The organism is Ruegeria sp. YKSE079, assembly GCF_059612845.1.
In genome coordinates this window covers 39,829-54,113 of the sequence record NZ_JBXWRJ010000007.1, presented here as the reverse complement: position 1 = coordinate 54,113, position 14,285 = coordinate 39,829, and the positions used below count along the sequence as shown (strand labels likewise).

Sequence of the window (14,285 nt, the reverse complement as noted above, 5' to 3'; positions counted from 1 at the left end):
TGTTCCTGTTTCGGACCAGAAAGAAGCAGCGGATGCTTTATGCGTGTTTTGGGTTATCGCCAGCTGACATCGCCCAGAAAGATGTACCCGGCCCCGTAGATCGTCTTGATCAGGCGTGGGTTCTTGGGGTCTTCGCCCAGTTTGGTGCGCAGACGCGAGATGCGCACATCCATCGCCCGGTCGAAGCTTTCACCGGCGCCGCCGCCCAGCATTTCCTGCATCTGGGCGCGGCTGATCAGGCGTTTGGGGCTTTCCAGGAACAGTCGCAGCACCTCGCCTTCGGCGTGGCTGAAGGGTGTTTGCGTGCCGCTGTCGTCCTCGAGGATGTAGCTGTCAAAATGGGCGGTCCAGCCGTTGAAAAGCGCGGTGTTGCCGCCCGTTTGTAAGGTGGCGCGCGGGGCGCGCAGGCGGGCGCGGATGCGCGCCACCACCTCGGCGGGGTCGAATGGTTTGGTGATATAGTCATCTGCCCCCAGTTCCAGCCCGGTCACCCGGTCCTGTACCTGGGCGCGGCCCGAGATGATGATCACCGCCGCGCCCTGTTCCAGCGCCAGCCGGTGCACCAGCGCCAGCCCGTCGGTGTCGGGCAGCGACAGGTCGACCAGGCAGACATCCGGAGTGACCCGTTTCAGCGAGGCTTCGAATTCGCGGGCGCGCGAGAAGCTTTGGGTGCGAAACCCGGCTTCTTCCAGCGCGTCGGTCAGGATCTGTCGGATCTCGGGTTCGTCGTCGAGAATGGTCACCAGCGGTTGTGTCATGGGGCGGCCTCGGGTCGGATCAGGGCAGAGAGTTGCGCTCGCGAAAAGGGTTTGCGCAGAACCGGGCCCAGCGCAAGGGCCTGGCGGTGCAGCGGATCGGTCAGCGGCAGCGAGGTCATCAGGATACAGGGCAATCCGGGTTGCAGGCGCTTGATCAGGTCGATGCCGGTGGCGGAACCTTCGAGTTTGATGTCGGAAAGTACCAGCGAGATATCCTCGATATCGGCGGTGAGCGCGCAGGCCTCGTCAACCGAGGTGGCCTCGATCACCGACAGGCCGAGATCGATCAGAAGGTCGCGGAACTGGCTGCGCAGGTCGTCGTTGTCCTCGACCAGCAGGGCCAGCCCGCCCTGCACCTGCGGGGCGGCGCGATAGGGCAGGCGCAGGATCACCGCCGCGCCCGAAGGCGAGTTGCGCAGCTGCAGGTCGCCGCCTGCCAATTTGACCATGTCATAGACCATTGGCAGGCCCAGCCCCGACCCTTCGCTGCCCTTGGTGGTAAAGAACGGGTTCAGTGCCTTGTCCAACGCATCGGGCGAAAAGCCGGGGCCGGTGTCTGTAACAGTGATCTCGACCCAGATAGAGCCGATGGCGTGGGCGCTGATGGTGATTTGCCCGGTCGCACCACAGGCGTCGCGGGCATTCAGGACCAGGTTCAGCAGCGCATCCTGCAACATGCCGGGATCAAGCAGCAATGCCTCGTCGGGCAGGGTGTTCACCACTGACAGACCCATTCCGCGCGGCAGCGAGGGAGAGGCGAGGATCTTCATGTCTTCCAGCAGTCCGCGCATGTCGGTGGCCTGCGGATGCAGGGTGCGGTTGCCGGTCATGTCGGCGATCCGGTTCAGCAACTGCCCGCCCCGGCGCGCGGTCTGCTGGGTGGCGGCGACCAGTTCGGCGGCCTCTTCGGGCAGGGCCATCTTTTCCAGCTTGCCCTGCATGCCGAGGATGATGGTCAGCAGGTTCGAGAAGTCATGCGCCAGCCCGCTGGTCATTTGCGCCGCCATCGCCCGCCGGCGCGATTGCTGCAGCGCGACGCGGGCCTGGGTTTCCTCGGTCACGTCCATCGACAGGATATAGACGCCGCCTTCTTCGTCCGGCGTGAACGAGACACGGATGCGGCGCTGGTCGTGATCCTCGGTGAATTCGAAGACCGACGTGCGCCCGCCATAGGCCTTTTGCAGATGTGGCGCGACGCGGGCAAAGGCGGAGGGGCCGAGCGCCTCGGAGATGTGCAGGCCCAGGATTTCCGAAGGCCGTCCCGGCATCACCGAACTGAGGCGGCGATTGGAATAGGTATAGTGCCCTTTGGCATCGACATGCGCGATATGGGCGGGCATCATTTCGGTGGTCAGGCGGGTGCGCGATTCGATTTCGGTCAGCTGCCGCTTGGCCTCTTCCAGCGCGGTTATGGTGGCGGCGAGTTCGCGGTTGGTGGCCGAGAGTTCCTCGGCATGGGTCAGCAACTGGTCGGACAGCTCCTCGGACCGCGAGCGCAGCATCTCTTCGACCCGCTTGGTGCGGGAAATGTCGGTATAGACCGCCACCCACCCGCCCTGCGGCAGCGGCGCGCCCTCGACCGAGATGACCTGACCGTTGGGGCGGATGCGTTCGATATAGTGCGGCGCGAACGCCAGCGCCTGTTCGACGCGGCTGCGGATGATGTCCTCGATATTCTCTTCGGGCGCGTATTCGCCGTTTTCGGCCAGATGGCGGATCGTGTCGGCGAAGGACGCGCCGGGCTCGACCAGACGATCGGGCAGTTCGAACATTTCCTGGAAACGGCGGTTGCTCAGCACCAGTTTCAAGTTGCTGTCGTAGATCGACAGCGCCTGTCCGATCAGGTTCAGACCGGCGGTCGTCATTGCCTTGATGCGCTGATCGGAATTGCCCAATGCCTTCCTCCTTGCAGCCCATGCCTATCACCGGACGGATGCAGGGTGTAGAGCCTTTGCCGCCGTTCCCGCCGGTGTGGCCAAATGTAACAAGGCATACCCGGATTTTCGCAACTTGTTACAATTCGTAAGATTTGGGAAAACATCAGGAAAAAGTTACCGATCAACCTTTGAGGGTCCGACACCAGGACAGATTCGCAGTCGCGGACGTTTCCGGCCATTCGACGGGCCGGGATGGGGAGGAGAAAAGACATTGGCTCAGACGCAGTCTGGCGCTGAAGGGTATGTATCCCTTCCGGCGCTGCTTCATCGCAACGCAACCCAAATCGGGGATGCCCCGGCCTATCGCGAAAAGGAATTCGGGATCTGGCAATGCTGGACCTGGGCCCAGGCTGCCAAGGAAATCAGGGCCATGGCGCTTGGCTTCATGGAGATCGGCGTTGAAAAAGGCGACCATATCGCGGTGATTGGACGCAACCGTCCGGCGCATTACTGGTCGATGGTTGCGGCCCAGATGGTGGGCGCAGTGCCGGTGCCGCTCTATCAGGATTCGGTGGCCGAAGAGATGACCTATGTGATGGAGCATTGCGGCGCGAAATACGTCGTCTGCGGCGATCAGGAGCAGGTCGACAAGGTCATCGAGATCCAGGAGACGGTGCACCAGATCAAGCACATCCTGTATACCGACAAGCGCGGCATGCGGAAATACGACCACAGCCAGATGAACGCGCTGGACGACATCAAGGCCGAAGGCCGCGCCGGTCATCAGCGTTTCGACGCGGAACTGGATCAGCGCATCGCGGATATCACTTATGACGACACCTGCGTGATGCTGTATACCTCGGGCACCACGGGCAAGCCCAAGGGCGTTGTGCTGTCGAACCGCAACGTGATCGAAAGCGCCAAGAATTCGGCCGATTTCGATCATCTGACGCGCGGCGAGGACATTCTGTCTTATCTGCCAATGGCCTGGGTAGGCGATTTCATCTTTTCCATCGGTCAGGCCTATTGGTGCGGGTTCTGCGTGAACTGCCCCGAAAGCGCCGACACGATGATGACCGATCTGCGCGAGATCGGGCCGACCTATTTCTTTGCTCCGCCGCGTGTGTTCGAGACCCAGCTGACCAACGTGATGATCCGGATGGAGGATGCGGGCAAGCTGAAGAAGCGGATGTTCGATTACTTCATGGCCCACGCCAAGAAGGTCGGCGGCCGCATTCTGGACGGCAAACCAGTCAGCTTTGGCGACCGTTTCAAATATGCGCTGGGCAATGTTCTGGTCTATGGCCCGCTCAAGGACACGCTGGGCTATAGCCGGTTCCGCGTCGGATACACTGCGGGTGAGGCGATCGGACCCGAGATTTTCGACTTCTACCGCTCGCTCGGCATCAACCTGAAACAGCTTTACGGCCAGACCGAGGCGACGGTGTTCATCACCGTGCAGCCCGATGGCGAGGTGCGCGCGGATACAGTTGGCGTTCCGGCGCCGGATGTCGAGATCAAGATCGACGAGAAGGGTGAGATCCACTATCGCTCGCCCGGCGTTTTCGTCGAGTATTACAAGAACCCCGAATCCACTGCGTCGACCAAGGATGCCGAGGGCTGGGTCGCGACTGGCGATGCGGGCTTCATCGAGGAAGGTTCGGGCCACCTGCGGATCATCGACCGGGCCAAGGATGTGGGCAAGATGGCCGACGGGTCGATGTTCGCGCCCAAATATGTCGAGAACAAGCTCAAGTTCTATCCCGATATTCTGGAGGTCGTTCTGTTCGGCAATGGCAAGGACCGCTGCGTCGCCTTCATCAACATCGACCTGACTGCGGTGGGCAACTGGGCGGAACGCAACAACGTGGCCTATGCGTCTTATCAGGAACTGGCGGGTCATCCGCGTGTGTTAGAGACGATAAAGGCCCATGTGGAAGAGGTGAACAAATCAGTGGCGGCAGATGAAATGCTGTCGGGCTGCCAGGTGCATCGCTTTGTTGTTCTGCATAAGGAACTGGACGCCGATGATGGCGAGATGACCCGCACGCGGAAGGTGCGGCGCGGGTTTGTCGAAGAGAAGTTCCACGACATCATCACCGCGCTATACGACGGGTCGGACACGATCTCGACCAAGACCGAGGTGACCTATGAGGACGGGCGCAAGGGATCGATCAGCGCAACGCTGAAGATCATAGACGCGCCGGTTGTCCCGGTGGCGCAGCACAAGGTGGCGGCGGAATGAGGGCCGCGCGTGCGCCGCTCGCCCGTTCCGGGCATCGCCCCGCCCGCCGCCCCGTAACCGCGAAGTTCAGGGAGTAGCCGATGCTGGATGCATCCGAAGGATATGTCACCGAGGACGGCCGCAAGATCGGCGGCGTGGTGATGGAAATGAAGAACATCACCCTGCGCTTTGGAGGCGTGGTGGCGATCAAGGATATCTCGTTCGACATCCGCGAGGGCGAAATTCGCGCCATTATCGGACCGAACGGCGCGGGCAAGTCGTCGATGCTGAACGTGATCTCGGGCTTTTACGTTCCGCAGGAGGGCGAGGTTTGGTTCCATGGAGCCAAACGTCCGGCCATGCGCCCCTATGAGGTGGCACGCCAGGGCATCGCCCGCACCTTCCAGAACATCGCGTTGTTCGAAGGCATGAGCGTGCTGGACAACGTGATGACCGGCCGTCTGAACTACATGAAGACCAACCTGATCCAGCAGGCGCTGTGGAAGGGCAAGGCCGAGGCGGAAGAAACCAAGAACCGCGAGGCGGTCGAAAAGATCATCGACTTCCTCGAGATCCAGCACATTCGCAAGACCCCGGTGGCGCGCCTGCCTTATGGCCTGAAAAAGCGGGTGGAACTGGCCCGTGCACTGGCGGCCGAGCCCAAGCTGCTGCTGCTGGACGAGCCGATGGCAGGCATGAATGTCGAAGAGAAGGAAGACATGAGCCGTTTCATCCTCGACGTGAATGACGAGTTCGGAACCACCATCGCCCTGATCGAACATGACATGGGCGTGGTGATGGACCTGAGCGACCGGGTGGTCGTGATGGATTACGGCAAGAAGATCGGCGACGGCACCCCCGACGAGGTGCGCAACAACCAGGAAGTCATCGACGCCTATCTGGGCGTGGCACATGACTGACCGCCTGACACAGATGAGGGGAGGCATACATGCCTGATCAGTTGATTTTTGCGATGGAGGTCATCCTGAACGGCCTGATGGCCGGGGTGCTCTATGCGCTGGTGGCCCTGGGGTTCGTGTTGATCTACAAGGCGTCCGGCATTTTCAACTATGCGCAGGGCGTCATGGCGCTGTTTGCGGCGATGACGCTGGTCGGGATCATGAACGGGCAGGTTCCGTTCGCACACCTGATCAATGCGATCTTTGGCGGTCACATTACCCATTTCGGCTGGAACATCCCCGGTGCGCTGGCGATCTTGCTGACCATGGCGGTCATGGTGCTGCTCGCGTGGTGCGTGCAACGTTTCGTCATGCGCCACCTGGTCGGGCAGGAGCCGATCATCCTGTTCATGGCGACCATCGGCCTGGCCTATTTCCTTGAAGGTGTGGCCGACCTGATGTGGGGTTCCGAAATCAAGACGCTGGATGTGGGTCTGCCGCAGGGCATCAACCTGTGGATCGATGAGGCGACGTTCAAAATTTTCGGCTATGGCTTTTTCATCGACAACCTCGACATTGTGGCGACCGTGATTGCGGCGCTTCTGGTGGCGGCGCTGGTGGCCTTCAGCCAATACACCAAGCAGGGCCGGGCCATGCGCGCGGTGGCCGACGACCATCAGGCAGCGCTGTCGGTGGGTATTTCGCTGAACTTCATCTGGGTTATGGTCTGGTCGGTTGCAGGCTTTGTCGCGCTGGTCGCAGGCATCATGTGGGGCACCAAGTCGGGCGTGCAGTTCTCGCTGAGCCTGATCGCGCTCAAGGCGCTGCCGGTGCTGATGCTGGGTGGCTTCACCTCGATCCCCGGCGCCATTGTCGGCGGGCTTATCATCGGCGTGGGCGAGAAGCTGTTCGAATTCTCGATTGGCCCGCTGGTGGGTGGCGCGACCGAGAACTGGTTCGCCTATGTGCTGGCGCTGATCTTCCTGGTGTTCCGTCCGCAGGGGCTGTTCGGCGAGAAGATCATCGAAAGGGTGTGATCCGTGCAAGAGCTGGTCGCCATCATCAAACTGGCGCGTTTATCCGAGGCAACCGGCTACGCCAGATCATCGAAACAACTGGATGCCGCGACCCGCAAACGGGCGCAGGAAGAATGGGGAAAGTGAGCCATGTTCTATCGTGAAGCCGGGGATTTCAAAGTCTCCTATCAGGACGACAGCCAGACCTTTCCGATCAAGTTCGACCGCTATCGGTACTATGTCGTTCTGGCGGTGGCCTTTGGCATCATCCCCTTCGTCATCAACGACTATTGGGCCAACGCGCTGCTGCTGCCGTTCCTGATCTACGCTATTGCGGCGATCGGGCTGAATATCCTTGTGGGATATTGCGGTCAGGTTTCGCTGGGGACCGGCGGTTTCATGGCGGTGGGGGCCTATTCCTGCTACAAGCTGATGACTGCCTTCCCCGAGGTGTCCATGTTCATTCATGTGCTCCTTGCGGGCGGCATCACCGCCTTTGTCGGTGTCCTGTTCGGCCTGCCGAGCTTGCGAATCAAGGGGTTCTATCTGGCAGTTGCGACGCTGGCGGCGCAGTTCTTCCTTGTGTGGCTCTTCAACCGGGTGCCGTGGTTCTACAACTACTCGGCCTCGGGCCAGATCAACGCGCCGGAACGTGACGTGTTCGGCATCATCATCACCGGTCCGAACGCACCGGCCTGGGCGACCTATCTGTTCTGCCTGATCTTTCTGGCCGTTTCGGCGCTGATCGCGCGCAACCTGACGCGCGGCACCACGGGCCGGACCTGGATGGCGATCCGCGACATGGATATCGCGGCGGAAATCATCGGAGTGAACCCGCTCAAGGCCAAGATGAGCGCCTTTGCCGTCTCGTCATTCTTTGTCGGAATCTCGGGTGCGCTGTTCTTTTCGGTCTATCTCGGCGCGGTCGAGGTGGGCGAGGCGTTCGGCATCCAGAAATCGTTCCTGGTGCTGTTCATGGTCATCATCGGCGGTCTTGGCTCGATCTTTGGCTCTTTCGCCGGCGCCGCATTCCTGGTGTTGTTGCCAGTGGTGCTGAAGGTTCTGGGCGTCGATGTACTGGGCTGGCCCACCGATATCGTGGCGCACCTGCAGCTGGTGATCGTGGGCGCGCTGATCATCATGTTCCTGATCCTCGAACCGCACGGGCTGGCCCAGCTCTGGCGCGTTGCGAAGGAGAAACTGAGACTTTGGCCCTTCCCCTATTGACGAAGGGCCGGGCGGGGCGACCCGCCCTACGGATGGCCCCGGCCGGATTTGCGGGGTGGATACATCGGTCAAAACCAAGGGAGGACTAACCCGATGAAGACAAAACTGGCAACCCTGGCGCTGGGCGCCATGATGGCCGCAGGCCCGGCGATGGCAGACCTCGTGTTTCCGTCGCTCAGCTATCGGACCGGCCCCTATGCGGCGGGTGGCATTCCGTTCGCCGATGGTTATGCGGATTATTTCACCCTGCTGAACGAGCGCGACGGCGGCATCGGTGGCGTACCGGCCAAGGTGATCGAATGCGAGACCGGCTATAACACCGAGAAGGGTGTGGAATGCTATGAATCGACCAAGGGTCAGGGCGCGCTGGTGTATCAGCCGCTGTCGACTGGTATCACCTATCAGCTGATCCCCAAAACCACTGCAGATGATATCCCGATGCACACCATGGGCTATGGCCGCACCTCGGCCAAGAACGGCAAGGTGTTCAGCCATACCTTCAACTATCCTGCAAACTACTGGGATGGTGCGTCGGGCGCGATCAACTATCTGCTGGATGAAAACGGTGGCGATCTGAACGGCAAGAAGATCGCGCTGGTCTATCACAACTCGGCCTATGGTAAGGAACCGATCCGCACGCTGGAAGAGCTGTCCAAGAAGCACGGGTATGAACTCATCGCCCTACCGGTCGACCATCCGGGTCAGGAGCAGAAGTCTCAGTGGCTGCAAATCCGTCGCGACCGTCCCGACTATGTCCTGATGTGGGGCTGGGGCGTGATGAATCAGGTTGCGGTTCAGGAAGCTGCCAACATCCGCTTCCCGATGGAAAATTTCATCGGCATCTGGTGGTCGGGCGCAGAGCATGACGTCATGCCTGCAGGCGAGGCCGCCAACGGCTATAAGGCGCTGACCTTCCACAACGTGGGCTCTGATTATCCGCTATACGACGATCTGCAGAAATATGTGATCGATGCAGGTAAGGCCGCCGGTGCTGGCGATCAGGTTGGTTCGGTGCTCTATAACCGCGGTCTTTATGCTGCCATGCTGGCTGCTGAAGCGGCCAAGAAGGCTCAAGAGATTTCGGGTAATGCGGACATCACCTCGTCCGACATGCGCGCGGGCATGGAAGCGCTGGAAATGAGCCAGGAGAAGATGACCGAACTGGGTCTTCCGAACTTTGGCCCGGCCTTCTCGGTCAACTGCGAAAACCACGGCGGCGACGCTCTGGTAGGTGTGACCCAGTGGGATGCGGCCAACAAGACCTGGTCTCTGATCTCGGACTTCAAACCGACCGACGGCGAAGTGATCGGCGCGCTGATCGAGGAAGACTCGGGTGCCTACGCTTCGGAAAACAACATCGAAGCGGGCTGCAACTGAGCCGAACGTGCCCCGGCACGGGCCGGGGCGCATATCAACAAGGGGCGGCGGCAGGCCCGCCGCTCCGCACCGGACAAGTCCCGGCATGACGGGACAGGCATGAGGACAAGCGCTGATGCTGGATGCGGCAACACCCACCGAAGTGCAGGCTGATACCCTGCTTGAGGTCAATAATATCGAGGTGATCTATAATCACGTGATCCTCGTGCTCAAAGGCGTCAGCCTCACCGTTCCCAAGGGCGGCATCACAGCGCTGCTGGGCGGCAACGGCGCCGGCAAGACGACCACGCTCAAGGCGGTGTCGAACCTGCTCCATTCCGAGCGCGGCGAGGTCACCAAAGGGTCGATTAAATACCGCGGCGAGAGCATCCACGAAAGCGATCCGGCCGATCTGGTGGAAAAGGGCGTGATTCAGGTGATGGAAGGGCGTCATTGTTTCGAACACCTGACGGTCGAGGAAAACCTGTTGACCGGCGCTTATACCCGCAAGGACGGCAAGGGCAAGATTCAGCAGGATCTTGAGCTGGTCTACAATTATTTCCCCCGCCTCAAGGAACGCCGCCGCAGCCAGGCGGGTTATACATCAGGCGGTGAACAACAGATGGTGGCGATGGGCCGGGCGCTGATGTCGCGACCCGAAACGATCCTGCTGGACGAGCCCTCGATGGGCCTGGCGCCGCAGTTGGTCGAAGAGATTTTCGAAATCGTCAGGGATCTGAACCAGAAGGAAGGCGTGTCTTTCCTGCTGGCGGAACAGAACACCAACGTGGCGCTTCGGTTTGCCCACTACGGCTATATCCTGGAGTCGGGCCGTGTGGTGATGGACGGCCCCGCCGCCGATCTGCGTGAGAACCCCGATGTGAAGGAGTTCTATCTGGGTATGTCCGACGAGGGCCGAAAAAGTTTTCGCGACGTGCGTTCGTACCGTCGCCGCAAGCGGTGGCTGTGAGGGGTCAGGCGTGTTCGCTTTCCGCTTTCATCTCGGCAATCCGCTCCAGCGCCTCGTCGCGCGTGTTGCGGATGTTGGGGCGAAATCCCTGGGTTTCGGCACGCAGACGGATGTCGGCCTCGGTCTCGGACCCCGCGGCGAAGCGGACCGATCCAAGGGAATGCGCGGTGTTCAGCTTTTTGCCCCGATGGGCATATTGCACCCACGCCGCAGGCAGGATTTCGCAACCGTTGAGGTCGACCAGAAAGTACCATTTGCGACCGGTCTCGGCGATGCGTTCCTCGATATAGTCGTAAAACTCGTTCACGTCGCGCGAGTGATGAAAGACAAAATGAGAAAAATTCACGTCCATGATCCCGGCGTCAGCGTCGAACGAAAGTCTGCGCACGAAATCGCTCAGAACATAGTTCGGATCGTGCTGCACCCGCTTGCGGCGCGTGCTGGGCAACTGGGTGATTCGGTCCAGCGCTTCGTCACGGCTGGCAAACAGGTTTGGGTCGAAGTATTCGGTGTTGGCCGCGCGCTCGATCTGGGTCCGCGTTTCGTCCGAGGGATCATAGCGGACCGAGCCCATGGAATGCGCCAGGTTCAACGCCTTGCCCCGGCGGGAATAGGCCAGCCAGGCCTCGGGATCGATCCGGGTTCCGTGCAGGTTGACCAGAAAAAACCATTTCTCTTCACCGGTTTGCGCGATGCGCTCTTCCAGCCGGTCGTAAAATCGGTTGACGGTTTCCGAAGTGTCGAAGTGAAAGCCCGAAAAATCCGCCTCCATGGTTTGCAGCGTGTCGTGAAAGGCGATCCTGCTGTCCAGGTCTGCGGTGTCGAAATCGGTCACGTCGGTCTCCTCTCTCAGTCGTCTCAATATGGTCGGGTCAAATTGTATGCGATGGCATGCAATCAATTGCCCCAACGTCAATACAATCTCAATCAGGCAAGCTGTCGCGCCCCGCGCGGCGCATGGAGGGCTTATCCATGACACAGCATTTCGATGCTCTCGAAACCCGGTCCGCCGACGAGCGCGCGGCCGATCTCTCCAAAGCGTTGCCGCAACAGATCGCCCGCGCGCAGGGCGCTGCCGGGTTTTCTGCCTCGCTGGCTGGCATCGATGCCGACGCGGTCACGTCGCCCGAGGCGCTGGCGAATTTGCCCGTTCTGCGCAAGTCCGAGTTGAGCCGCGCACAGGCTGAGCATCCGCCCTTTGGCGGCTTCACGGTCAAGCCTGCACATGGCTTTGCCCATATTTTTCAGTCGCCGGGTCCGATCTATGAACCGGGCGGTGTCGATCACGACTGGTGGCGTATGGGACGGTTCCTGCATGCTGCCGGGATCGGGCAAGGCGACATCGTGCAGAACTGTTTCGGCTATCACCTGACGCCCGCTGGCATGATCTTTGAAAACGGTGCCCGCGCCGTGGGCGCGGCGGTGCTGCCTGCCGGGACGGGGCAAACCGAATTGCAGGTGACCGCCGCTCGCGACGTGGGGTGCACCGCTTATGCCGGGACGCCGGATTACCTCAAGGTAATTCTCGACAAGGCCGACGAGATGGGCGTCAGCCTGAAGTTTTCCAAGGCCGCCGTCGGCGGCGGCGCACTGTTTCCCAGCCTGCGCCAGGAGTATGCCGACCGGGGGATCACCTGCCTGCAAAGTTATGCAACCGCGGATCTGGGCAATATCGCCTATGAAAGTTCCGCGATGGAGGGGATGATCGTCGACGAGCATGTGATCGTCGAGATCGTCACTCCGGGCACTGGAATGCCGGTGGCGCCGGGCGAAGTGGGCGAGGTCGTGGTCACCTCCCTGAACCCAGACTATCCGCTCATCCGTTTTGCCACCGGTGACCTGTCCGCCATTCTGCCGGGGCAGTCGCCCTGTGGCCGCACCAACCTGCGGATCAAGGGATGGATGGGTCGCGCCGACCAGACCACCAAGATCAAGGGTATGTTCGTTCGGCCCGAGCAGGTGGCGGCGCTTGTTGAAAAACACTCCGAGATCGTCAAGGCGCGCGTCATCGCCGCGCGGGATGGGGAAATGGACACAATGACCGTGCGCATCGAAAGCCCCTGCCAAGACAGTTCCGCCTATGCCCGGTCGGTGGTCGAGGTGCTCAAGCTGAAAGGCGCGGTCGAGATCGTCGCCCCCGGCACCCTTCCCAAGGATGGTTTGGTGATCGAGGATCAGCGGGTTTACGACTGAGCATTGCCTCTGGTAATTCCGACTGAATTGGTCGAATAAGGGCGGGGCGCGCTATGACGCCCCGCTTTGCTGTTTGTTGGGACCATGGCTCAGATCGAATACGCAGAACACGGTACACGGCACCGCAACGCGCTGGGCACGCGCGTGCTGGGCGGGCTTGCCTACGCTATCGCGCTGGCCTGTCTGCTGCCGATGGTCGCGGTCGCGCTGGCGGCGCTGACAGGCGGCACAGACACGATCACCCACCTGATCCAGACGGTTTTGCCACGTTATCTGGGAACGACCGCCGTTCTGGTGGCGTTGGTCGCGGGCGGTACCTTTTGTCTGGGCGTCGGTGCCGCGTGGCTGGTCACGATGACCCGCTTTCCCGGTGTGCGCCTGATGGAGATCGCGCTGGTGCTGCCGCTGGCCTTTCCGGCTTATGTTCTGGCCTATGCCTATACATTCGTGCTGGATCACCCCGGCATCGTGCAGGCGACCCTCAGACAGGTGACGGGCTGGGGGCCGCGCGATTACTGGTTCCCGGAAATCCGCTCGACCGAGGGCGCGGCAGTAATGCTGATTCTTGTTCTGTATCCCTACGTTTATCTGCTGGCCCGCGCCGCATTCCTGCAGCAAAGTGCCACCGCCTTTCTGGCGGCCCGCGCGCTGGGTTCAAGCCCCTGGGCTGCGTTCTGGCGGGTGTCGTTGCCAATGGCGCGCCCGGCGATTGCTGGAGGCGTCCTGCTGGCGGTGATGGAAACTATCGCCGATTTCGGAACGGTCGCCTATTTCGGGGTGCAGACTTTTGCTACCGGCATCTATACCAGCTGGTTCTCGATGGGCGACCGTGCGGCGGCGGCGCAAATGGCGCTGTGCCTGCTGGGGATTGCATTGGTCATGGCCGTGGCCGAACGTACTCAGCGCGGCAAGGCGAAGTACTATCAGGCCGGCAAACGTCACGCGACGATGCCCGCGGCAGAGCTCAAGGGATGGCAGTCGGTCGCCGCCTTTGTGCTGTGTGCGATACCGGTGCTTCTGGGCTTTGTGTTGCCGGTCGTGATCCTGATCCAGATGGGGCTGGAATCGGAACAGGACCTGCTTTCACGACGCTACGTCGGGTTCATCCGCAACTCGCTGACTCTGGCTGGAACGGCGGCTTTCGTTACGGTCAGCGCCGCAATTTGCGTGGGCTTTTTCCAGCGCCTGAAACCGGGACGCAAGGCGGCCGGGGCGGCCTATCTGGCGCGGCTGGGTTATGCGGTTCCGGGCGGCGTGATCGCGGTCGGGCTGATGGTGCCCTTTGCCGCCTTCGACAATGCGCTGGACGCCTGGATGCGCGAAACCTTCGGGATCTCAACCGGGCTTTTGGTCACCGGTTCCATCTGGCTTTTGGTCGCGGCCTATATGGTGCGGTTCCTGGCCGCCGCGCTCAGCGCCTATGAGGGTGGCCAGAGCATGGTGCATGCCAATATGGATGCGGCGGCCCGGTCGTTGGGCCAGACGCCGCTGGGCACCCTGCGGCGGGTGCACCTGCCGATCCTGACGCCCTCGCTGCTGACCGCGCTGCTGATCGTGTTTGTAGACGTGATGAAGGAATTGCCCGCAACGCTGATCATGCGCCCCTTCAACTTCGACACGCTGGCGGTGCAGGCCTATCGGCTGGCTTCGGATGAGCGGCTGGAGGGCGCGGCGGTGCCGTCGCTGGTGATCCTCGCCGTGGGCCTGCTGCCGGTGATCCTGATCTGCCGTCAAGTTGGTCGACGCCCTTGATCTTTGGCACTTG

12 protein-coding genes are annotated in these 14,285 nt (G+C 61.3%); 9 read left to right on the top strand and 3 right to left on the bottom strand.

The features are described from left to right. Positions 1–53 precede the first annotated feature (53 nt). A complete protein-coding gene (locus AC2FMY_RS08020) occupies positions 54–758 on the bottom strand; it encodes a response regulator transcription factor (protein WP_496745763.1) in 705 nt (234 codons plus the stop codon). Further along, complete coding sequence (locus AC2FMY_RS08015; RefSeq protein WP_480750437.1) at positions 755–2,623, bottom strand: PAS-domain containing protein; 1,869 nt, start codon at positions 2,621–2,623, stop codon at positions 755–757. Before AC2FMY_RS08015 ends, AC2FMY_RS08020 begins: the two co-directional genes overlap by 4 nt. A gap of 283 nt (positions 2,624–2,906) precedes the next feature. Here AC2FMY_RS08015 and AC2FMY_RS08010 point away from each other — a divergent pair, with 283 nt between their 5' ends. The 7 genes from AC2FMY_RS08010 to AC2FMY_RS07980 all read left to right on the top strand — a co-directional run bounded on the left by AC2FMY_RS08010 (position 2,907) and on the right by AC2FMY_RS07980 (position 10,327). Beyond that, positions 2,907–4,880, top strand: coding sequence for an AMP-binding protein (locus tag AC2FMY_RS08010; RefSeq protein ID WP_480750253.1), 1,974 nt, complete (start codon positions 2,907–2,909; stop codon positions 4,878–4,880). A gap of 80 nt (positions 4,881–4,960) precedes the next feature. Continuing rightward, entirely contained in the window at positions 4,961–5,779 is an 819-nt protein-coding gene (locus AC2FMY_RS08005; RefSeq protein WP_480750252.1) for an ABC transporter ATP-binding protein, read from the top strand. A 29-nt stretch (positions 5,780–5,808) separates the two neighbouring features. Further along, the gene (locus AC2FMY_RS08000; RefSeq protein ID WP_496807217.1) at positions 5,809–6,795 is read left to right on the top strand and encodes a branched-chain amino acid ABC transporter permease; all 987 of its coding nucleotides are present in this window, start codon (positions 5,809–5,811) and stop codon (positions 6,793–6,795) included. 3 nt (positions 6,796–6,798) lie between these two features. Next, on the top strand, positions 6,799–6,921 hold the full coding sequence (locus AC2FMY_RS07995) for a hypothetical protein (protein ID WP_496745760.1): 123 nt from the start codon (positions 6,799–6,801) through the stop codon (positions 6,919–6,921). Positions 6,922–6,924: 3 nt separating this feature from the next. Further along, positions 6,925–8,001, top strand: a complete 1,077-nt coding sequence (locus AC2FMY_RS07990; protein WP_480750249.1) for a branched-chain amino acid ABC transporter permease — start codon at positions 6,925–6,927, stop codon at positions 7,999–8,001. Positions 8,002–8,094: 93 nt separating this feature from the next. Beyond that, positions 8,095–9,378 carry an ABC transporter substrate-binding protein gene (locus AC2FMY_RS07985; RefSeq protein WP_480750248.1) on the top strand — a complete coding sequence of 428 codons (1,284 nt, stop codon included), beginning with the start codon at positions 8,095–8,097 and terminating at the stop codon, positions 9,376–9,378. 115 nt (positions 9,379–9,493) lie between these two features. After that, positions 9,494–10,327 carry an ABC transporter ATP-binding protein gene (locus tag AC2FMY_RS07980; protein ID WP_480750247.1) on the top strand — a complete coding sequence of 278 codons (834 nt, stop codon included), beginning with the start codon at positions 9,494–9,496 and terminating at the stop codon, positions 10,325–10,327. 4 nt (positions 10,328–10,331) lie between these two features. On the opposite strand, the gene AC2FMY_RS07975 is transcribed toward AC2FMY_RS07980, so the two are convergent. Continuing rightward, positions 10,332–11,162, bottom strand: coding sequence for a hypothetical protein (locus AC2FMY_RS07975; RefSeq protein WP_480750246.1), 831 nt, complete (start codon positions 11,160–11,162; stop codon positions 10,332–10,334). A 137-nt stretch (positions 11,163–11,299) separates the two neighbouring features. Between AC2FMY_RS07975 and AC2FMY_RS07970 the strand changes: the two genes are divergently transcribed. Together AC2FMY_RS07970 and AC2FMY_RS07965 are read left to right on the top strand one after the other, a co-directional pair. Continuing rightward, complete coding sequence (locus tag AC2FMY_RS07970) at positions 11,300–12,520, top strand: phenylacetate--CoA ligase family protein (RefSeq protein WP_496745757.1); 1,221 nt, start codon at positions 11,300–11,302, stop codon at positions 12,518–12,520. 84 nt (positions 12,521–12,604) lie between these two features. Further along, the gene (locus AC2FMY_RS07965; protein ID WP_496748451.1) at positions 12,605–14,272 is read left to right on the top strand and encodes an ABC transporter permease; all 1,668 of its coding nucleotides are present in this window, start codon (positions 12,605–12,607) and stop codon (positions 14,270–14,272) included. Positions 14,273–14,285: the final 13 nt, after the last annotated feature.